Origin of the sequence: Sinorhizobium sp. P24N7 (assembly GCF_042436655.1) — a bacterium.
Taxonomy (GTDB): Bacteria; Pseudomonadota; Alphaproteobacteria; order Rhizobiales; family Rhizobiaceae; genus Sinorhizobium; species Sinorhizobium meliloti_A.
In genome coordinates this window covers 34,778-53,466 of sequence record NZ_JBHMIW010000020.1, presented here as the reverse complement: position 1 = coordinate 53,466, position 18,689 = coordinate 34,778, and the positions used below count along the sequence as shown (strand labels likewise).

19 protein-coding genes are annotated in these 18,689 nt (G+C 62.9%); 8 read left to right on the top strand and 11 right to left on the bottom strand.

What is annotated here, in order from left to right:
- Positions 1 to 36 precede the first annotated feature (36 nt).
- Positions 37 to 726, top strand: a complete 690-nt coding sequence (locus ACFHWW_RS28610; protein WP_338278863.1) for a glutathione S-transferase family protein — start codon at positions 37 to 39, stop codon at positions 724 to 726.
- Between the two features lie 102 nt (positions 727 to 828).
- The gene (gene ndk / locus ACFHWW_RS28605; protein WP_003531616.1) at positions 829 to 1,251 is read left to right on the top strand and encodes a nucleoside-diphosphate kinase; all 423 of its coding nucleotides are present in this window, start codon (positions 829 to 831) and stop codon (positions 1,249 to 1,251) included.
- 52 nt (positions 1,252 to 1,303) lie between these two features.
- On the opposite strand, the gene ACFHWW_RS28600 is transcribed toward ndk, so the two are convergent.
- Positions 1,304 to 1,807, bottom strand: coding sequence for a hypothetical protein (locus ACFHWW_RS28600; protein ID WP_379942493.1), 504 nt, complete (start codon positions 1,805 to 1,807; stop codon positions 1,304 to 1,306).
- Positions 1,804 to 2,364 carry a CGNR zinc finger domain-containing protein gene (locus ACFHWW_RS28595; RefSeq protein WP_275596506.1) on the bottom strand — a complete coding sequence of 187 codons (561 nt, stop codon included), beginning with the start codon at positions 2,362 to 2,364 and terminating at the stop codon, positions 1,804 to 1,806. Before ACFHWW_RS28595 ends, ACFHWW_RS28600 begins: the two co-directional genes overlap by 4 nt.
- A 68-nt stretch (positions 2,365 to 2,432) precedes the next feature.
- On the opposite strand from ACFHWW_RS28595, the gene ACFHWW_RS28590 reads away from it, so the two are divergent.
- Positions 2,433 to 3,329, top strand: a complete 897-nt coding sequence (locus ACFHWW_RS28590) for a branched-chain amino acid ABC transporter permease (protein ID WP_379942490.1) — start codon at positions 2,433 to 2,435, stop codon at positions 3,327 to 3,329.
- Positions 3,330 to 3,348: 19 nt separating this feature from the next.
- On the opposite strand, the gene ACFHWW_RS28585 is transcribed toward ACFHWW_RS28590, so the two are convergent.
- From ACFHWW_RS28585 to ACFHWW_RS28565, 5 genes are all read right to left on the bottom strand, one after another.
- Complete coding sequence (locus tag ACFHWW_RS28585; protein ID WP_324763183.1) at positions 3,349 to 3,816, bottom strand: molybdenum cofactor biosynthesis protein MoaE; 468 nt, start codon at positions 3,814 to 3,816, stop codon at positions 3,349 to 3,351.
- A 4-nt stretch (positions 3,817 to 3,820) separates the two neighbouring features.
- The gene (gene moaD / locus ACFHWW_RS28580; RefSeq protein WP_379942488.1) at positions 3,821 to 4,081 is read right to left on the bottom strand and encodes a molybdopterin converting factor subunit 1; all 261 of its coding nucleotides are present in this window, start codon (positions 4,079 to 4,081) and stop codon (positions 3,821 to 3,823) included.
- Positions 4,078 to 4,665, bottom strand: coding sequence for a CDP-diacylglycerol--glycerol-3-phosphate 3-phosphatidyltransferase (gene pgsA, locus ACFHWW_RS28575; protein ID WP_003531610.1), 588 nt, complete (start codon positions 4,663 to 4,665; stop codon positions 4,078 to 4,080). Before pgsA ends, moaD begins: the two co-directional genes overlap by 4 nt.
- A 234-nt stretch (positions 4,666 to 4,899) precedes the next feature.
- Positions 4,900 to 6,924, bottom strand: coding sequence for an excinuclease ABC subunit UvrC (uvrC, locus tag ACFHWW_RS28570; protein ID WP_100672128.1), 2,025 nt, complete (start codon positions 6,922 to 6,924; stop codon positions 4,900 to 4,902).
- Positions 6,921 to 7,685, bottom strand: a complete 765-nt coding sequence (locus ACFHWW_RS28565) for an SDR family oxidoreductase (RefSeq protein ID WP_379942485.1) — start codon at positions 7,683 to 7,685, stop codon at positions 6,921 to 6,923. Before ACFHWW_RS28565 ends, uvrC begins: the two co-directional genes overlap by 4 nt.
- A 362-nt stretch (positions 7,686 to 8,047) precedes the next feature.
- Here ACFHWW_RS28565 and ACFHWW_RS28560 point away from each other — a divergent pair, with 362 nt between their 5' ends.
- Positions 8,048 to 8,686 (top strand): outer membrane protein, encoded by a 639-nt coding sequence (locus ACFHWW_RS28560; RefSeq protein WP_018094689.1) that lies wholly within the window; start codon positions 8,048 to 8,050, stop codon positions 8,684 to 8,686.
- Positions 8,687 to 8,850: 164 nt separating this feature from the next.
- On the opposite strand, the gene ACFHWW_RS28555 is transcribed toward ACFHWW_RS28560, so the two are convergent.
- From ACFHWW_RS28555 to ACFHWW_RS28540, 4 genes are read right to left on the bottom strand one after another with little or no spacing between them, the layout of a single operon-like run.
- Positions 8,851 to 9,441: a glutathione S-transferase gene (locus ACFHWW_RS28555; RefSeq protein ID WP_379942483.1), complete on the bottom strand. Its 591-nt coding sequence runs from the start codon at positions 9,439 to 9,441 to the stop codon at positions 8,851 to 8,853.
- Positions 9,442 to 9,455: 14 nt separating this feature from the next.
- A complete protein-coding gene (locus tag ACFHWW_RS28550) occupies positions 9,456 to 10,214 on the bottom strand; it encodes a ribonuclease T2 family protein (protein ID WP_409349353.1) in 759 nt (252 codons plus the stop codon).
- A 55-nt stretch (positions 10,215 to 10,269) separates the two neighbouring features.
- Positions 10,270 to 10,713 carry a hypothetical protein gene (locus ACFHWW_RS28545; RefSeq protein WP_324763188.1) on the bottom strand — a complete coding sequence of 148 codons (444 nt, stop codon included), beginning with the start codon at positions 10,711 to 10,713 and terminating at the stop codon, positions 10,270 to 10,272.
- A gap of 51 nt (positions 10,714 to 10,764) precedes the next feature.
- The gene (locus ACFHWW_RS28540) at positions 10,765 to 11,634 is read right to left on the bottom strand and encodes a 23S rRNA (adenine(2030)-N(6))-methyltransferase RlmJ (protein ID WP_379942479.1); all 870 of its coding nucleotides are present in this window, start codon (positions 11,632 to 11,634) and stop codon (positions 10,765 to 10,767) included.
- A gap of 68 nt (positions 11,635 to 11,702) precedes the next feature.
- On the opposite strand from ACFHWW_RS28540, the gene ACFHWW_RS28535 reads away from it, so the two are divergent.
- From ACFHWW_RS28535 to ACFHWW_RS28520, 4 genes are all read left to right on the top strand, one after another.
- Entirely contained in the window at positions 11,703 to 13,835 is a 2,133-nt protein-coding gene (locus ACFHWW_RS28535) for a molybdopterin-dependent oxidoreductase (RefSeq protein WP_379942477.1), read from the top strand.
- Positions 13,836 to 14,002: 167 nt separating this feature from the next.
- On the top strand, positions 14,003 to 14,599 hold the full coding sequence (locus ACFHWW_RS28530) for an NUDIX domain-containing protein (protein WP_018094695.1): 597 nt from the start codon (positions 14,003 to 14,005) through the stop codon (positions 14,597 to 14,599).
- 104 nt (positions 14,600 to 14,703) lie between these two features.
- Complete coding sequence (gene mprF, locus ACFHWW_RS28525) at positions 14,704 to 17,310, top strand: bifunctional lysylphosphatidylglycerol flippase/synthetase MprF (protein ID WP_379942475.1); 2,607 nt, start codon at positions 14,704 to 14,706, stop codon at positions 17,308 to 17,310.
- Positions 17,307 to 18,689, top strand: coding sequence for a virulence factor (locus ACFHWW_RS28520; RefSeq protein ID WP_379942473.1), 1,383 nt, complete (start codon positions 17,307 to 17,309; stop codon positions 18,687 to 18,689). Before mprF ends, ACFHWW_RS28520 begins: the two co-directional genes overlap by 4 nt.

Sequence of the window (18,689 nt, the reverse complement as noted above, 5' to 3'; positions counted from 1 at the left end):
CCTTATGTGCCTCGGTAGCGAAATACAGGAGCCTGAATGACACGCAAACTCTATGCACTCTCCGGAACCGACAGGAGCCGCCCCTTTTCGCCGCATGTGTGGAAGACGAAGCTATCGCTCGCGCACAAGGGCCTAGCCTTCGACATCGCGCCCGTCGGCTTCACCGAGATTCCGAGGCTGGAGCAGGGGGCGACGAAGATCGTTCCCCTGCTGCGCGACGGGGAGAAACTCGTCAGCGACAGCTTCGATATCGCTCTCTATCTCGAAGAGGCCTATCCCGATCGTCCCCCGCTGTTTTCCGGCGAAGGCGGAAAGGCCATGGCTCGCTTTGTCGAGGGCTGGTCGCAAACGGTTTTGCATCCGGCGATCGGACGTATCGCGATCATGGACATCCATGACAGCCTCGACCCGATCGACCGGGCATATTTCCGGGCGAGCCGCGAGGAGCGCTTCGGAAGGCCGCTGGAGGCGGTTGCCGAGGCCGGGCGCGGAGACCTCGAAACCTTCTCGGCGAAGCTCGAACCGCTCCGCCACATGCTGAAGTTTCAGCCGTTCCTCGGCGGCGACGGGCCGCTCTTTGCCGATTATATCGTCTTCGGCGCGCTGCAATGGGCGCGTATCGCTTCGCCACGCCGCCTGCTTGCCGCAGGCGACGTCGTCACCGACTGGTTCGAGCGCTGCCTCGACCTTCACGACGGCTTGGGCCGCAGCGTGACAGCGGCGTGAAACTGCAGCGCGAGGGGGCGAATCATCGCCGCGCCCCCTTGTTTTGCGCGGAATTGGCGGCTAATGAACCGCCACTTCTCAAGAGCAAGGGAAATTGAGCCAATGGCGATTGAACGTACCTTTTCGATGATCAAGCCGGATGCGACGAAGCGCAACCTGACCGGCGCCATCACCAAGATGCTGGAGGATGCCGGCCTTCGCGTCGTCGCTTCGAAGCGCGTCTGGATGAGCCGTCGCGAAGCCGAAGGCTTCTATGCCGTCCACAAGGAGCGCCCGTTCTTCGGCGAACTCGTCGAATTCATGTCCTCCGGCCCGACCGTGGTTCAGGTTCTCGAAGGCGAAAACGCCATTGCCAAGAACCGTGAAGTCATGGGCGCTACCAACCCGGCTAACGCCGCCGAGGGCACGATCCGCAAGGTCCACGCTCTTTCGATCGGCGAAAATTCGGTTCACGGTTCCGATGCCCCGGAAACGGCTGCCGAGGAAATCGCCTACTGGTTCTCCGGCACCGAGATCGTCGGCTGATCTTTAAAGCAGGGACGTAATTTTCGAGCCGGGGCGGCGACGCTCCGGCTTTTTACGTCGGGCAAGTGGCGGTCTCGAAGCGCGCCGGCGCCTTGCCGTCCTTGAAGACCTCCGGGTTCTTGTCGTAGGCCGGACCTTCGACAAGGGGCTTCGCCGGCATCACGTCCTGATCGATGTCCGAAATGACAGTGGTCTCCAATCTCTGAAGCGATGTCCCGTCCGGCCCTTTGACCTCGATGGTCACGGCATAGGGTCTCTGCTTCTTCACGCAGGCGATGTCCGGACTTTCCAGCACCACCTTGTTCAGCTTCGGGAAAAGCCGCCGTTCAAGGGTCAGCGGATTGCCGCCGGCAGGGTTTTCGAAGGTTGCGACGACAGTGCTCCCATCCGGAACCGGCTCCGTCTTGTTGAGGGTGACCATATAGGTCGCATAGGCCAGCCGATAGTTGAACACGAACATCTTGCCGGTCAGTTCGAGCGGATCCCTGCCGCTTTCGCGTTGACAGCCGGCAGCGACCGCTGCGGCGAGCAGAGCGGATATCATGGCTCTCTTCATGGCTTCGGTTCCTCCCTGCTGCGGCGATAATGACGCCTGGCCTTCGTGCGGTTGCCACAAACCGCCATGTCGCACCACGTCCTGCTTCGGTTGCGGCTGCGGTCGAGAAACAGCCACGCGCAGTTGGGGCAGATTTTGAGGCGTTCCCTCTCCGGTCCGGCAATGAGACCAAGTGCCGAATGCGCCGTGGCCACATCGAGCGGCGTGCCTTTGCCCGTGTCCGCGGGTTGACGCAGGACGGTGGCGATCGCCTCGAGCAGATCGGCCAGGAGGTCGGGCCGATCCTCAGTCCGCACCAGCGCGCGGAAATGGCGATCCGTCGCCTCGCGCAATCCGATGAACGCATTTCGGCGCTCTGATTTTGCCGGGACGAGCGTGCCGAAACGGCTCCGTTCGGCGCCGTAGAGATTTGCGGCCTCGGCGAAGCTGTCGATCGCCGCCGGATCGTCGAAGCGATCGATCCGGCGCTCCGCGTCGAACCGCAGGACCACGGAATTGGCGACGTCCAGTGCGAGCGCGCCGCCGGAGAATCGATGTGCGGTCCAGGTGAAGCTCATGCGAAAAATCCTAACTGGTAAAAGCTATTTTACCAGTTATAGTACGCTTGTCATCACGCGGATGTGCCATGGCCTATTTCCTGCAGCAGATCGCCAACGCCGTGCCCGTGGCCGCGCTTTATGCGGCGCTCGCCTTCGGATACGCCATCGCCTTTGCCGTCACACGCCGGGCGGATCTGACCTATGGCGCACTCTTCGCCTTTGCAGGGCAAATCTTCGTGCTCTTCGCCGATGTCGGCTGGAGCCGGCTGTGGCTGGTGCTGCCGGCGGCGCTCGCGCTGGGGGCGGCAGCGGCGCTCGCATTCGGGCTCGGTGCCGGCCTTGTTGCCGGCCGCTACGTCATGCGGCCCCTGGCTTTTTCTTCCGCCAACGCGGTGGTCGTCGCCTCGCTCGGAAGCCTGCTGGTGTTGATGGAAACAGCCCGGCTCGCCTCCGACACCAGAAGCCTCTGGCTGCCGCCCTTCCTGAACGACGTGGTGGTGTTCTGGCCCAATCCTGCCTTTCCGGTCGCGCTGACGGTCGTACAACTCGTCAACACCGCGCTCATGGTGGCCCTTGTCGCCGGCGGCCAATGGCTGTTGACCCGTTCCTATGCCGGCCGCTACTGGCGCGCCGTCTCCGAGGATCGCAAGGCCGCCGCGCTTTGCGGTATCGATCCCGGCGTGGTCTATGTCGCCGCCTACGGCGTGGCGTCGCTGATCGCTGCGTTCTGCGGGATTCTCGCTGCTTCCTATTACGGCAACATGGATTTCGGCACCGGCCTGACCTTCGGGGTCAAGGTCCTGTTCATCGCGGCCATCGGCGGGCAGGCTTCGCCGCTATTCGCGGCACTGGGCGCAGCCGGCATCGGCCTCATGGAGACCTTGTGGAGCGCCTATGGACCCATCCTCTGGCGGGACTTCGCCATATTCGGCTTTCTGGTGATCGTGCTCGCGATCACGCGCCGGGAAAAAATCATTCCATGAACCGCTAGGCGATGTGAGATCAGCGACGCGTCCAGCGATCGCGCGCCGCGTCGTCCGCATCCTTCGCGCTGACCCAATCGCCTGCGCTGCCGTCGGTGCGATGTTCCTTCTTCCAGAAGGGGGCCGAGGTCTTCAGGAAATCCATGATGAAATTCGCGCCATCGAATGCCGCCTGCCGGTGCGGCGAGGCGGTTACCACCAGGACGATGTTCGCTCCCGGCTCCATGCGGCCGAAGCGATGGATGGCGGTTGCGGCCTGCAGGCCGAAGCGCTCGACCGCTTCCTCGCATATCCGTTCGATCTCCGCCTCCGCCATGCCGGGATAGTGCTCGAGCTCGAGGGCGCCGAGGGCTCCGGCCTCGTCCCGGCACAGCCCCGAAAACGTGACCACCGCACCGATGTCAGTCCGCCCACGGCAAAGCGCCGAGACTTCGGCGGCGATGTCGAAATCGTCGCGCTGGACGCGCACGGTGACCGGGGCAGCCATGATCTCAGCCGCCCGTCATCGGCGGGAAGAGGGCGATCTCGCGGGCGCCGGCGATCGGCTCGCCGTGCTCCACATGTTCCTGGTTGATCGCCGCGCGGATGACGTTCGCGTGCTCGAACACCGCGGCATACTCCTCGCCACGGGTCTTCAGATGGCCAAGCAGATCGGCGATCGTGACGACATCCTCCGGCAGGTCCAGTGTTTCTTCCGGCCTGCCGATGCGTTCGCGAACCCAGGAGAAATAGACGAGGTTTACCGTGCTCATTCGTTGACCACATGTTTCAGGCCGGCGCGGAAATAGTCGTAGCCGGTATAGAGTGTGATGGCCGCGGCGATCCACAGAAGCAGGATACCGGCTTCCGTCACATAGGGCACGATCTTGTCGCCGGCCGGACCGGCGAGCAGGAACGCGATCGCCACCATCTGGATCGTCGTCTTCCATTTGGCAACCCGCGTCACCGGAACGCTGACCTTGAGAGCTGCAAGATATTCGCGCAGACCGGAAACCAGTATCTCGCGGCAGAGGATGATGATGGCAGCCCAGATCGACCAGCCGGCGATCGTCCCGTCGGCGGCCACGAGCAGGAGGATCGAGGCGACCAGCAGCTTGTCCGCGATCGGGTCGAGCATGCGGCCGATATTGGAGGTCTGCTTCCATATGCGGGCGAGATAGCCGTCGAAAAAGTCGGTGATCGAAGCCGCGACAAAGAGAATAAGCGCGGTCCAGCGCGCGAAGTCCGAGCTGTGAAGCCGGCCCTCGATGAAGAAGCAGAAGACGATCAGCGGCACGATCAGGATGCGGAAATAGGTCAGCAGATTCGGGATGCTATAGGCTATGGGCGTTGGCATGGATTCGGTTTCTCTGGACACGACAGTCCTCATTTCCCGCCATCTGGGGTCTCGGCGCGATCGATTCTAGTGGTCGAAGCGGGATGCGGGCGGAAACGCCGAATGCCTTTCCTCATCCCCTCCGGGTTCAGCTGTACAGAATGACTTTGCGACCATAAGGTCAACAGATCATTGCGTGACGCCTGTCATAATTGGCGGATTTCGCCTGAATGCAGGCTGAACCGCGCCGCGCCGTCATTTGGCGGCGTCTTCGTGGAAATGCTCGTAGACGATACGGGCGACCGTTTCGGAAATGCCGTTTACCGACATCAGGTCGTTAATGCCGGCGCGGGAGACTGCCTTGGCGGTGCCGAAATGGGTGAGGAGCGCGCGTTTGCGTGTCGGGCCGATTCCGGCGATCTCGTCGAGCGGATTCTTGACCATTTCCTTTTTCCGGCGAGCCCGATGCGAGCCGATCGCGAAGCGGTGCGCTTCGTCGCGCAGGCGCTGGATGAAATAGAGGACCGGGTCGCGCGGCGGCAGCGTAAAGCTTTCCCGGCCTTCGGCGAAGAAACGCTCGCGGCCGGCGTCGCGGTCGACGCCCTTGGCGACGCCGATCGCCGTCACGCTATCCTCTATGCCGAGTTCCTTGAGAATCGCACGAACCGCCGTCATCTGCCCTTGGCCGCCATCGATCAGGATGACGTCGGGCCACGCGGGGAAACCGGCATCCTCACCCGGCTCTGCGGACCGATCCGGCTTGCCCTCCTCTTTCAGGAGGCGGGAGAAGCGCCGCGTCATGACCTCGCGCATCATGCCGAAATCGTCGCCCGGCGTGATGTCGGTCGATTTGATGTTGAACTTTCGGTACTGGCCTTTGACGAAGCCCTCCGGGCCGGCGACCACCATGCCGCCCACCGCATTGGTGCCCATGATGTGCGAGTTGTCGTAGATCTCGATGCGGCGCGGCACGTAAGGGAGTTGGAAGGTTGCGGCAAAGCCTTCGAGCAGGCGCCCCTGCGAAGCGGTTTCCGCGAGCTTGCGGCCATGCGCCTCGCGGGCGTTTGCGAGCGCATGCTCGACGAGATCCTTCTTCTCTCCGCGCTGCGGCACGAGGATCGAGACCTTGTAGCCGGATTTCTCGCTGAGCGCCTGTGCAAGCAGTTCCTGTTCCTCCACGGGGGCGCAGAGCAGGACCTGCCGCGGACAGGGCTTGTCGTCATAGAACTGTGCAAGAAACGCGCTGAGCACCTCGGCCGGCGGGATCGAAGGGTCGGCTTTCGGAAAATAGGCGCGATTGCCCCAGTTCTGCCCCGTCCGGAAGAAGAACACCTGGATGCAGGAGATGCCGCCTTCGTGATGAATGGCGAAGACGTCCGCTTCCTCGACGCCGGCCGGATTGATGCCCTGGTGGCTCTGGACGTGGCTCAGCGCGGCCAGCCGGTCGCGGTAAAGCGCGGCACGCTCGAAATCGAGGTTTTCCGAAGCCTCGGCCATGGCGGAGGCAATGGTCGCCTTCACCGCCTGGCTCTTGCCGGAGAGAAAGTCCTTGGCTTCGCTGACCAGTTCCGCGTAGTCCGCATCGCTGATCTCGTTCGTGCACGGCGCGGAACAACGCTTGATCTGGTAGAGCAGACAGGGGCGCGTGCGTGTTTCGAAGACACTGTCCGTGCAGGTTCTGAGAAGAAAGGCGCGTTGCAGCGAATTGATCGTGCGTCCGACTGCTCCGGCCGAGGCGAAGGGGCCGAAATAGTCGCCTTTGCGGCTGCGCGCGCCGCGATGCTTGTAGAGCGCCGGCGCACGCGTATCGCCGGTGACGACGATATAGGGGAAGGACTTGTCGTCGCGCAGAAGCACGTTGAAGCGGGGGCGCAGGCGCTTGATGAGGTTCGCTTCGAGCAGCAGCGCCTCGATCTCCGTCCGCGTCGTCACGAATTCCATATGTGCGGTCTCGCGAACCATGCGCGCGATGCGGTTCGAGTGGCCGCGCCCCTGCGCATAGTTGCTCACCCGCTTCTTCAGGCTGCGGGCCTTGCCGACATAGAGCACGTCGCCGGCCTCGTTGAGCATCCGGTAGACGCCGGGCCCGTTCGGCAGGCGCTTGACGAAGGCCTGGATGAGTTCGGCTCCCTTGAGGCCCGCCGCTTCCGGCAGGCTCTCCGCCCATCCTATTGCCGGCGCCGGCCGTTCGGGCTCGGTCACTTCGACCAGATCGTCTTCGTCGTCCGTCTCCGTGGCGTCGTAAAGGATGCCGCCATCGGTGGGCGTCTGCCCGTTCATTCCACTATCTCCCGAATATCCGGCGTCTCCCAGGCAAGGTGCTGGCCGCCGTCGAGTGCAATCATCTGTCCGGTAACCGACGGCGTGTCGAAAAGGAAGCGGATCGCACGTCCGAATTCATCGAGCGCCGGACCGCGCCTGAGGATCAGCGCCTCGACCTGGGCCTCGAAATCACGCGGATCCTGTCGCTCGTTCGGCAGCGTCGGCCCGGGTCCGATGCCGTTGACGCGAATGTCGGGGGCGAGCGCCTGGGCCATCGTCTGAGTTGCCGTCCACAGCGCCGACTTCGACAACATATAGGAATAAAAGCGCGGATTTGGAGACCAGACGCGCTGATCGATCACATTGACGATGAGACCGGAGACGTCGGCCGGCCGCTGCAGGGCAAAATCGCGGGCGAGCAGGGAGGGGGCTTTGACATGCAGCGCGAAGTGCCGCTCCCATACCGCTTCGTCGAACTCGGCGAGGCTGTCCTTGTTGAACACCGAGGCATTGTTGACGAGGAGATCCACCGGACCGAGCAGGGCCGTTGCCTCCGCGATGAGCCCGGAGGCAGCGCCGACTTCGGTAAGATCGGCTCTGAGTGCGACCGCCCTCGCGCCGGTCTTTCCCAGCTTCTCGGCGAGCGCCTCCGCTTCTGCGAACGATCCGTTCGCGTGAATAGCGAGCGCGAAACCGTGCGCCGCCAGATCCTCGACTATTGCCCTGCCGATGCGTCGGGCGCCGCCGGTAACGAGCGCCGCCTTGAGTGTCCTTTTCAACGTTTCGTCCCGTTCTTCGAATCCTGATGCCGAGTGGCAGAAGATATAGACTGGAAACGCTCGCCGAAACTCTCGCCGGAGGATTCATTTCTGAAAAATTAACGCGGAAGCCGTAATTTGCAATAGTTTGTATTGCTATAGTATATCTTTCGTTAATCTTGCATCATGGTTAATAAAACTCCTGTGTCTGCGCTGCAACATCGCTTTTCAGTCGCGTTGCCGCCACTAAAATTTCACATTTTGGCTCTTGAGATTCCTCATTTCCTGATCAATTTCGGGTCAACCGGGCGGGTTAATTACAGATGTCCGGTGTTCCGCCGGGAAACACCTAAAACGGAACGCCGGTTCGAAAGGAGAATAGTATGCGTACGCTCACCACCACCCTCATGGCCTCGGCCATGGCCCTCGTTGCTTTCCAGGCCGCCCACGCCGCTGACGTGGTCGACGAAGTTCCGGCTGCTCCGGCTGCCGAATATACCGAACCGGCGGTGCGCAACTGGTCCGGCGCCTATGTCGGCGGCACCATCGACTGGCACCATGGCGAGGCCGATGCGACCGGCAACAATAAGTCGGTTGGTTTCGGTGGCGGTCTCTATGGCGGCTACAACGTTCAGGACGGCCAGATGGTTTATGGCGGTGAGGCCGACGTAAACTACACCGGCAACGATGCCCGCTCCAGCGGCCGCCGCGTCAAGCAGGGTGTCAACGGCTCGGTCCGCGGTCGCGTCGGTGTCGACCTGAACCCGGTTCTCGTATACGGCACGGCCGGTGTCGCACTCGGCAATGCCAAGCTTTCGACTCCGGCAGGCTCCGACGACAAGACTCTTGTCGGCTGGACCGCAGGTGTCGGCGCCGAAACCTTCGTCACCGACAACATCACCGCGCGTGCCGAATACCGCTACACGGATTACGGCTCCAAGGACTTCCGCGCCGGCGGTTCGACGATCTCGTCCGGCTACGACGAGCACAGCGTCAAACTCGGTATGGGCGTCAAGTTCTGATCCGTCCAACGCGATCGAAAAAAGGCCGGGCTAACCCCGGCCTTTTTTGTTTTGAGCCGCATCCTGCGGCGCGCGCCACGAGTCTCCTTCACCCCGCTTGCGGGGAGTAGGTGGCCGGCAGGCCGGATGAGGGGCGATGCAAGCAAGAGCAAGCTTCGCGATGCTCAAGCCTTGAACTTCGAATAATCCGGGAAGTGCTTCTCGAATTTGGCAGGCCAGTTCTTGAGTTTGGGCCGGCCCTTCTGCCATTCGCCGGCGAAGCGCAGTTCGATGTAGCGCAGCGTGGCGGCGAGTGCGAAATGACCGGCATTGAGCTTCCCTCCGGTCTTGGGCAGGTTTGCTTCGAGGTAGTCGAGGCCCCGTTCCACCTTTTCCCATTGCCGGTCGATCCAGGGCTGGTGCACCTTTTCAGGCGGATGGAAGCGTTTCTCGTAGACGATCGCGAGCAGGCTGTCGCAAAGGCCGTCGCAAAGTGCCTCGAAGATCTCGATCCGGGTACGCTTCTCGTGATTCTTCGGATAGAGCTTGCCCCCGGTTTCGCGATCGATGAAATGCATGATCGCGCGGCTGTCGTAGATTGCCAGGCCGTCGTCAGTGATCAGCGTCGGAATCTTTCCGAGCGGATTGTTGTCGATCAGCTGCGGCGGATTGGCATTGGTTTCCGTGAGAACGCTTTCCGCCGCGATTCCGGCATGATGAGCCGCCATGCGGACCTTGTTCGAATAGGGGGAGGCGGGCGAGTAGAGTATCTTCATGCGATGTCTTTCCATCATGGTGCTGGAGGCAACGAGACGGTGTCTCGTCTGCAGGCCTGTCGGTCGACTTGAGGGCAAGCCATGAATTTCAGTTCCTTGTCGAAGCAGATCCTGATTTCTTCGAGTAACCTTCCTTCGCAGGTAACAGCGATCGACTCGCTCGTCATCCCGGAATTTTTCTTCTCGAAGGCCGCTTCGATCGCCTGGACGGAGAGGTTCTCCGCGCCGTCCGCAGCCGTCAATTCCGAAGGAATGGCGAGCCTCTCATGCGCGGCCCGCGTGACCGCGAAATAATCCCTCTGGCTGAGGCCGGAACAGGTGCCGTGCTTGCGCCACTGGTGGCCGATAAGGCCCATCGAGGGGATGAGATCGAAATATTGCCGTCCGAGTGATTCGGGCACGCGATCCGAGTGCCGCGTCCGGCAATATTCCGGATAGCTGCCTTCGTTCTGCGGCCAGAGCCCGTGTACGATCAGGCCATGCCCGCGGCCGGTTTCGCACTGGTCGGACTTGCCTTTCGGGTCGTTGGCGTCGCACCAGGTCGGCGACCAGGAGAGGGAAAGCACATAGAAGTCGAAACCCGTGCCGACGGGCACAGGCGCCATTGACGCACGTTTCGCCAAATCATTCGAGGCGTTCGGGGCAGTCTGGCTGCCTTCTTCACCGCTACAGCCGAGAAGCGTGCCAAGGACGACGATTGCCGGCAGCAGGCTGAAACGCGTCGCACTCGATCGAGTTCGTGAGATGCGCTTCAGCTTTTCGTACCGATGCATGTCGTTGTCCCAAAACCGCTGCGCACTTTTGGGCGACATGCGTTAGGTGCTGCGATCACCGAAGCGAAGCGCAGTTGGCGCCGTAGACATACCATGGGTCGAGACCCCCGACGCAGAACTCGATATTGGACCCGACGCCGGCAAAGCCCCATGGCCGTTCGATCAGATACCACATCGGGCGCCGAACGCCGTCCGTCGTCACCGCGGTCGCGTAGCAATATTCGCGTTCCACCAGATGGGTGTAATCGCGCGGTTCGAAGCGGCTCTGACCCATTTCGCGGATCTCGGCGATGGCGATGTTGGCGCGCAGATAGTTCGCCGCCTTGTAGTCGAAGCGCCGGGTGATGAAGCCCAGGACGGAGGGGTTGCCGCAAACGCCGACGTCGTAGGTGTGCCGGGCGACGGGAACTTCCGCAAAGTCTGCGGCGACCGCGCTGCTGGCCACGCCGGCAACGAGGGAAAGCGAGGTGAGAAGCATTGCGGCAAGCTTGCAAGTCATGGCTACCTCCCTGAGTCGTCGTAAGAGATTGAAGCCACAGAACCTTATCCGTCAAGGCCCTCGATCGAGCGGCGCCTCGCCGCGCAGCCAGAAGCAACGCCCCGAAGCGAAACGATCCTGGGCGAGTTGTGTCTTCAGATAGGGTAGGAGAATGTCGAGTTCGCCTTTCAACGTGAAGGGCGGGTTGACGATGACGAGGCCGGATCCCGCGAGTCCCGTGGTAACGCGATCGCTGCGCACCGACAGTTCGGCGCAAAGCATTTTCGGGATTTCCAAAGCCTTGAGCGACTCGTGAAAATCCCTGATCGGCGCGCCCTTCTTCAGCGGATACCAGAGACAGTAGATGCCGCCGCTGAAGCGGCGGTACGCCTTGGCCAACCCGTCCACCAGCCGCTCATACTCGCCTTCGGCTTCGAAGGGAGGATCGACGAGAACGAGCCCGCGCTTTTCCTTCGGCGGCAGATGTGCGCCCAGCGCCAGCCAGCCGTCGAGCCGGGTGATGCGGCTCTGGAAATCACCTTCGAAGAGCCGGTGCAGCGCCTCGTGATCCTCCGGATGAAGTTCCATGGCCGACAGCCGGTCCTGCGAGCGAAACAACATGCGAGCGAGCTTCGGCGACCCCGGATAATGCATGAGGCCGTCCTCAGGATTGAGGTCGCGAACGGCGGAAAGATACGGTTCGAGAATGGCGGCGACCGGGGCGGGAAGCTCGGCCTCTATCAGCCTTCCGATGCCCTCGCGCCATTCGCCGGTCTTCTGCGCTTCCTCGCTCGAAAGGTCGTAAACGCCGATCCCCGCATGGGTGTCCAGCACGCGGAAGGCCTTGTCCTTCTGCTTCAGATAGGTGACGAGCCGTGCCAGCACCGCGTGCTTCAGGACATCGGCGAAGTTGCCCGCGTGGTAGATGTGCCGGTAGTTCATAAGCGTTGCCGATGGCCGCGATCAATTGTTTCGATGAATGGCGAATGGGGCTTTGAGCGTCCCTGGCCATGCCATATAGAAAAGCCATGAACGTTGCGACCCCTATCAGACAAGAAAAAACCATCGGCCATTCGGTCTGTCCGCACGACTGTCCCTCGGCTTGCGCTCTGGAGGTCGACCTCACCGCCGAGGGCCGGATCGGCCGCGTACGCGGCGCGGCGGAAAACACCTATACGGCGGGGGTGATCTGCGCCAAGGTCGCCCGCTATGCAGAGCGCATCTATCATCCTGGCCGGCTGATGGTGCCGCAACGCCGGCTCGGTGCGAAGGGCGAGGGGCGTTGGCAGGAGATTTCCTGGGAGACGGCCCTGGACGAGATTGCCAACCAGTTCGTCAAAGCCGAGCAGAGACACGGCTCGGAGGCGGTTTGGCCCTATTTCTATGCCGGCACGATGGGGCAGGTGCAACGCGACTCCATCGAGCGGCTGCGCCACGCCAAGCGCTATTCCGGCTTCTTCGGGTCCATCTGCACCAACATGGCCTGGACCGGCTACACCATGGCGACCGGTACCCTGCGCGGGCCGGACCCAAGAGAGATGGCCAAGTCCGATTGCGTCGTGATCTGGGGCACCAATGCGGTTGCGACGCAGGTCAACGTGATGACCCACGCGGTCAAGGCGCGAAAGGAGCGCGGCGCCAAGATCGTCGTCATCGACGTCTACGACAATCCGACGATCAAGCAGGCCGATATGGGGCTGGTCCTGAAGCCGGGCACCGACGCGGCGCTCGCCTGCGCCGTCATGCACGTCGCCTTCCGCGACGGTCATGCGGACCGCGCCTATATGGCTGAATTCGCCGACGATCCCGCGGGGCTCGAAGCGCATCTGAAGACGCGCGGACCGGAATGGGCTTCCGCGATCACCGGGCTTTCGGTGGAGGAGATCGAAGCTTTCGCGAGACTCGTCGGGACGACGCCGCGGACCTATTTCCGTCTCGGCTACGGCTTCACCCGCCAGCGCAACGGTTCCGTCGCGATCCATGCCGCAGCCTCCGTTGCCACGGTGCTCGGCTCCTGGAAGCACGAGGGCGGCGGTGCCTTCCATTCGAACAACGACATTTTCCGGCTGGACAAGCGCGAGCTCGTCGGCAGCGCCCTTCACGATCCGGATATGCGCATGCTCGACCAGTCGCAGATCGGCCGCGTGCTGACCGGAGACGCCGAGGCGCTTCGCCATCGCGGTCCCGTGACGGCATTGCTCATCCAGAACACCAATCCGGTCAATGTCGCGCCGGAGCAGCGGCTGGTGAAGCGCGGCTTTCTGCGGGACGACGTCTTCGTCGCGGTGCACGAGCAATTCATGACGGACACCGCGCAACTCGCGGATATCGTCCTGCCGGCCACCATGTTCCTCGAGCACGACGACCTTTATCGCGGTGGCGGCCACCAGCATGTTCTGCTCGGGCCGAAAGTCGTCGAGCCGCCGCCGACCGTGCGAACCAATCTTTTCGTCATCGAAGAGCTGGCAAAGCGTCTCGGCGTCGCAGACTGTCCCGGCTTCGGGATGACGGAACGTCAGCATATCGATCGATTGCTCGCCAATTACGGCATCGGCTACGACGAGATGAAGGAACGGAAATGGCTCGATTGCCAGCCGGCTTTCGAGGAGGCGCATTTCCTCAACGGTTTCGCGCATCCGGACGGCAGGTTCCGCTTCAAGGCGGATTGGACCGGTACGCCGGCGCCGAACCGGCCACCGGAGGCGATGGGGGCTCAGGGGCCGCACGGTGAACTCCCCGAGTTCCCAGATCATGTCGACCTCATCGAGGTGGCCGACGAGCGGCATCCGTTCCGGCTGGCGACGTCGCCGGCGCGGTCCTTCCTCAATTCCACCTTTGCCGAAACCCCGTCCTCGATCCAGAAGGAAGGCCGGCCGGAAGTCATGATCCATGCGGAGGATGCGGCCGAACTCGGTATCGCCGAGGGCGACGTCGTCAGGCTTGGCAACGGGCGTGGTGAAATTCGCCTGCACGCGAAGATCGGAGGGGGTGCCCGCCGCGGCGTCGTCATCGCCGAAGGGCTTTGGCCCAATGGCGCCCACTTGGACGGGGAGGGGATCAACGTCTTGACCGGTGCCGATGCCGTGGCGCCCTATGGCGGCGCTGCATTCCACGACAATCGGGTCTGGATGCGTCGGACCTGACCGCCGCTCTCCAGATCACGATGATTTTATGTACCCCCTCATCTGCGGGGCGGGAAGAGTTCTTTCAGCCCAAGGACTTGGTCCGGCTGGATCCTTGTGACGAGCACAGGCGATCGAACAAGCGGCGGCGGGTAGCCCGAATCTCAACAGGCCTCGAAGGATTTCTTATGATCAAAAACGCAGACCCGCGCTTCCGGATCATCGATCGCAAGACGGTCTGGGATGGTTTCATCAATCTCGAGCAGATCACGATCGAGCAGGAAATGTCCGACGGCAGCACCGCGCGCCTCGTGCGTGAAGTCCACGACCACGGTCGCGCCGCAACGATCCTCCTCTTCGATCCGGAGCGGCAGGTGGTGGTTCTCGTCCGCCAGCTGCGCCTGCCGGTTTTCCTGCAGGGGGAAAAGGGATATCTCCTCGAAGCGCCGGCGGGCCTCCTCGACGGCGAAGCGCCGGAAGTCGCCATTTGCCGCGAGGCGATGGAGGAAACCGGCTACCGCATCGAGACGGCTATGCATCTCTTCGATGCCTATATGAGCCCCGGCTCCATTACGGAGCGCACGAGCTTCTTCCTCGGTCTCATCGATATATCGAAGAAGGTCGCGGCGGGCGGCGGGCTTGCGCATGAAGGCGAGGACATCGAGGTGTTGGAAATTTCCTTCGACGAAGCCGTCGCGGGGATTGGCACCGGCGAGATCTGCGACGCGAAAACCATCATGCTTCTGCAGTGGGCTATGCTCAACCGTGCCTCTCTGGCCAAGTAATCGCCTGATACTCTGCAATATTCTACATTACCGATATTTCACTGTTTGATCGCGCTGCGCTGCGGTAAGTCCTTGTCGTCTCCTTCAACGACACGGGCGATCCAATGGCGTCCTCCTCTGAAGAGTTTGAAGAGAAAGACCAGCGGCCGCGGGGCGCATGGATGCTCTTTCTGAAGCGCAACCAGCGCTATCTCTCCGCGCTAGGCACACTCCTCGTGATCGCGTTCTTCGGGGCGGCGATCTTTCACCTGACGGCCGAGGTGCAATATGACGATGTCGTGTCGGCGCTGTCGGATACGAGCCGGCGATCGGTGGCAACGGCGATCCTGTTCACGGGCCTGAGCTTCCTCGCACTCACCTTCTATGACGTCAGCGCGCTCGACTACATCGAACGCAAGCTCCCTTATCCCGCCGTCGCGCTCACCGCCGCCTGCGCCTATGCGGTCGGCAACACGGCGGGCTTCGGTCCGCTGAGCGCCGGCGCAATCCGCTATCGGTCCTATTCGCGCCTTGGACTGGAACCGGAGGAGATCGCCCGTATCATCGCCTTCGTCACGCTCGCCTTCGGATTGGGGCTCGCGGCAGTCACATGCCTGAGCCTGCTTGCCGTTGGCGAATACGTGGCGCCGTTGACCGGGATCGATGCGGCATGGCTGCGGGCAATCGCCGCCTTCGTCCTTGCCGGCTTGCTGGCGGTGCTGGTCGCCGCCCGCAGCGGTCGCGAGGTCCGCATCGGCCGCCTCGTCCTGCGTCTGCCGGACTCACGGACATCTTCGCGCCAGTTCCTCGTGACGGCACTCGATCTCGCTGCGTCGGCGAGCGTCCTCTATGTCCTTTTGCCCGCCGGAACGGTGGGCTGGCCCGCCTTCCTGGCGATCTACGCCGTGGCGGTCGGCCTCGGCGTGCTCAGCCACGTGCCGGCGGGGCTCGGTGTTTTTGAAGCGGTGATCGTTGCGAGCCTGGGCCGCGCAGCCGGCGTCGACGCGGTGCTCGGTGCACTCGTCCTCTACCGCGTCATCTACCACCTGCTGCCCTTGCTCATCGCCATCGTCGTGATGATAGGCATCGAACTCCGCCAGTTGGCGGGCCATCCTGCGGCCTCCAGCCTTCGCCGCGCCGGCGGCCGGATGACGCCGCTTCTGCTTGCCACGCTGGCGCTCGTCCTCGCCCTGATGCTGGTGCTCTCGGGCGTGACGCCGACGCCGGACGAGAATTTGGACTTTCTTGCGAATTACGTGCCCCTTCCGATCATTGAAGGGGCGCATTTCCTGGCGAGCCTGTTGGGGCTGGCGCTGTTCATCGTCGCGCGGGGGCTGGCGCTGCGTCTCGACGGCGCCTGGTGGGCATCGATCGCGATCGCGCTGGCCGCAATCCTGCTTTCCCTGGTGAAGGCGGTGGCGCTCGGGGAAGCCGGCATGCTCGCCTTCCTCCTTGTCGGGCTGCTCGCGAGTCGGCGGCTCTTCAACCGTCCCGCCTCGCTTTTCGGACAGGCGCTGACGCTGCCGTGGCTTACCGCGCTCGGCGTGATCTGTTTCGGCGCATTCGTCGTCCTGCTCTTCGTCTATCGCGACGTCGCATATAGCCATGAGCTCTGGTGGCAGTTCGAATTCTCCGCCGAGGCGCCGCGCGGGCTCCGCGCCCTTCTGGGAGTGACGATCGGCGCAAGTGCTGTAGCGACCTGGAGCCTGATGCGCCCGGCCGCTGCGGCGGTTGCCCCCGCCTGCAGGCAGGAGATGGAACGGGCGATCGCCATCGTCGACGCGCAGGACATGTCCGATGCCAACCTCGTGCGCATGGGCGACAAGAGCATCATGTTCTCCGCCGACGGCCGGGCCTTCATCATGTATGGCCGCTGGGCGCGTTCCTGGATTGCGTTGTTCGATCCGGTCGGGCCCGTGGATGCCTGGCCGGACCTGATCTGGCAGTTCATCGAGGCGGCGCGCTCCAATGGTTGCCGGGCCGTCTTCTACCAGGTCTCGGCCCGCGGGCTTGCCTATTACGCGGATGCGGGCTTGAGAGCCTTCCGCCTCGGCGAACTTGCCGAGGTCGATCTCACGCGCTTCGAGATGAAGGGCGGCAAATGGGCAAACCTGCGTCAGCAGGTGAGCCGTGGCCTTCGCGACGGGCTGGAGTTCTCGGTCGTCGCGCCTGCGGAGGTATCGGCGATCCTTCCGGAGCTCGAGGCGGTTTCCGATGCCTGGCTCGCCCACCACAATGCGCGGGAAAAGGGCTTTTCCCTCGGCGCCTTCGATCCGCGATATCTGACGGCGCAGCCTGTTGCGATCCTCAAATGGCAGGGTCGCATCGTGGCCTTCTCCAATATTCTGATCACCGGCACGAAGGAGGAGGGCTCGGTCGACCTCATGCGTTTCTCGCCCGAGGCGCCGAAAGGGGCGATGGATTTCCTGTTCGCGCAACTGATGGAATATCTGAAGAACGAAGGCTATCGGCGTTTCAATCTCGGAATGGCACCGCTGTCGGGAATGTCGGAGCGGCGGCTGGCGCCCGTATGGGACCGCGCCGGCCGGGCATTTTACGAGCACGGCGAGCGCTTCTACAACTTCAAGGGATTGCGTGCCTTCAAGTCCAAGTTTCACCCGCAGTGGCAACCGCGCTACCTGGTGGCGAGCGGCGGCTTCAACCCGATCCTGGCGCTGATGGATGCGACATTCCTGATCGGCGGCGGTCTGAAGGGAGTGATCGGGAAATGACCCCCATTAAGAGGATATTGAAGCGTGCAGCCGTGGCGGCCCTGATTGCCGGCACTGCATCCCTTCCGTCTTTTGCCGAAGACTCGGCAAAGTTCGACACCGGCATGATCCCCGCACCGCACATCCTGTTCCCGAAAGAGGCGCCTTCCGGCGCCGTGGTGCTGCTTTCGGACGCCGGCGGCTGGACAGAGAGGGAGGATGCCGTGGCCCGAAAGCTTTCGAGCGAGAAAGCGCTCGTCATCGGCATCGACCTCAAGGCCTATCTGGCAGCCCTTGCCAGGGATGACGGGGACTGCGTCTACACGGTTTCGGACATCGAATCCTTGAGTCAGCAGGTACAGCGCGCGGCCGACAGCGGCGCCTATCGGCCGCCGATCGTCGCTGGCGTCGGCGCCGGCGGCGCCATGGCGCTGGCAATCGCCGCACAGTCGCCCGCAGCGACCATCGGCCGGACGCTGGCGGTCGATCCCGAAGAGGGTATCGCCCTGACGAAGCAGCTCTGCACTCCTGCCGAAAAAACTCGAAAAGGCGACCGCATGGTCTACGGCCTGACCGATGGCGCCTTACCCGACCCGGTAACCGTAATCTCTTCGCCGTCTGCGTCGCCCGCCGGGCGCGAGCACGTTGCCGCTCTCGCTGCCAAGCATCCGGACGTCGAAATCCAGGCGAGCGACGAAGACGTTTATGCTGCACTCTCCGGCACGCTCGCCGGGTACATCCAGCAGGAGGACGACGGGAACAACCCGTTCGGGCTCCCCCTGACCGTTCTCGATGCGAAGCCAACGCGCGATACCATGGCGGTGATCTATTCCGGCGACGGCGGCTGGCGCGACATCGACAAGGAGGTCGGCAATGCCCTGCAGCAGCAGGGCGTGCCCGTCGTCGGGGTGGATTCGCTGCGCTATTTCTGGTCGGAGCGCCAGCCGCAGGCGACGGCGGACGATCTCGCCCGTGTCATCACCTATTACGGCAAGCGGTGGAACGTCCGCAACGTAGTGCTGATCGGCTATTCCTTCGGCGCCGACATCCTGCCGCGCACATACAACCTGCTTGCGCCCGCGACCCGCGCACGCATACGGCAGGTCACGCTCATGGCACTGTCGCATCGCGCCGACTACAAGATCTCCGTCCTCGGCTGGCTCGGCGCCGATGGGGAGGGGAATGCCGGCGACCCGGTCGACGACATCAAGACGATCGAGCCGCCACTCGTTCAGTGCATCTACGGCACCGACGAGGAGGACGACGCTTGCCCGGATCTGAAATCCTCCGGTATCGAGGTGGTTCCCATCCAGGGTGGCCATCATTTCGATGGCGATTATGCCGCTTTGACACGACGCGTCCTTGATGCGCTCGACCGGCGGCTGGCGATGGGAAGATGA

Coding starts and splice junctions, on each gene's coding strand:
- ACFHWW_RS28600 (WP_379942493.1), bottom strand. CDS start 1,807: ATGAAGAGAGCCATGATATCCGCTCTGCTCGCCGCAGCGGTCGCTGCC.
- moaD (WP_379942488.1), bottom strand. CDS start 4,081: ATGAGCACGGTAAACCTCGTCTATTTCTCCTGGGTTCGCGAACGCATC.
- ACFHWW_RS28530 (WP_018094695.1), top strand. CDS start 14,003: ATGATCAAAAACGCAGACCCGCGCTTCCGGATCATCGATCGCAAGACG.
- ACFHWW_RS28610 (WP_338278863.1), top strand. CDS start 37: ATGACACGCAAACTCTATGCACTCTCCGGAACCGACAGGAGCCGCCCC.
- mprF (WP_379942475.1), top strand. CDS start 14,704: ATGGCGTCCTCCTCTGAAGAGTTTGAAGAGAAAGACCAGCGGCCGCGG.
- ACFHWW_RS28550 (WP_409349353.1), bottom strand. CDS start 10,214: ATGCATCGGTACGAAAAGCTGAAGCGCATCTCACGAACTCGATCGAGT.
- ACFHWW_RS28540 (WP_379942479.1), bottom strand. CDS start 11,634: ATGAACTACCGGCACATCTACCACGCGGGCAACTTCGCCGATGTCCTG.
- ACFHWW_RS28590 (WP_379942490.1), top strand. CDS start 2,433: ATGGCCTATTTCCTGCAGCAGATCGCCAACGCCGTGCCCGTGGCCGCG.
- pgsA (WP_003531610.1), bottom strand. CDS start 4,665: ATGCCAACGCCCATAGCCTATAGCATCCCGAATCTGCTGACCTATTTC.
- ACFHWW_RS28555 (WP_379942483.1), bottom strand. CDS start 9,441: ATGAAGATACTCTACTCGCCCGCCTCCCCCTATTCGAACAAGGTCCGC.
- ACFHWW_RS28520 (WP_379942473.1), top strand. CDS start 17,307: ATGACCCCCATTAAGAGGATATTGAAGCGTGCAGCCGTGGCGGCCCTG.
- ACFHWW_RS28585 (WP_324763183.1), bottom strand. CDS start 3,816: ATGGCTGCCCCGGTCACCGTGCGCGTCCAGCGCGACGATTTCGACATC.
- ACFHWW_RS28535 (WP_379942477.1), top strand. CDS start 11,703: ATGCCATATAGAAAAGCCATGAACGTTGCGACCCCTATCAGACAAGAA.
- ACFHWW_RS28545 (WP_324763188.1), bottom strand. CDS start 10,713: ATGACTTGCAAGCTTGCCGCAATGCTTCTCACCTCGCTTTCCCTCGTT.
- uvrC (WP_100672128.1), bottom strand. CDS start 6,924: ATGAACGGGCAGACGCCCACCGATGGCGGCATCCTTTACGACGCCACG.
- ACFHWW_RS28595 (WP_275596506.1), bottom strand. CDS start 2,364: ATGAGCTTCACCTGGACCGCACATCGATTCTCCGGCGGCGCGCTCGCA.
- ACFHWW_RS28560 (WP_018094689.1), top strand. CDS start 8,048: ATGCGTACGCTCACCACCACCCTCATGGCCTCGGCCATGGCCCTCGTT.
- ndk (WP_003531616.1), top strand. CDS start 829: ATGGCGATTGAACGTACCTTTTCGATGATCAAGCCGGATGCGACGAAG.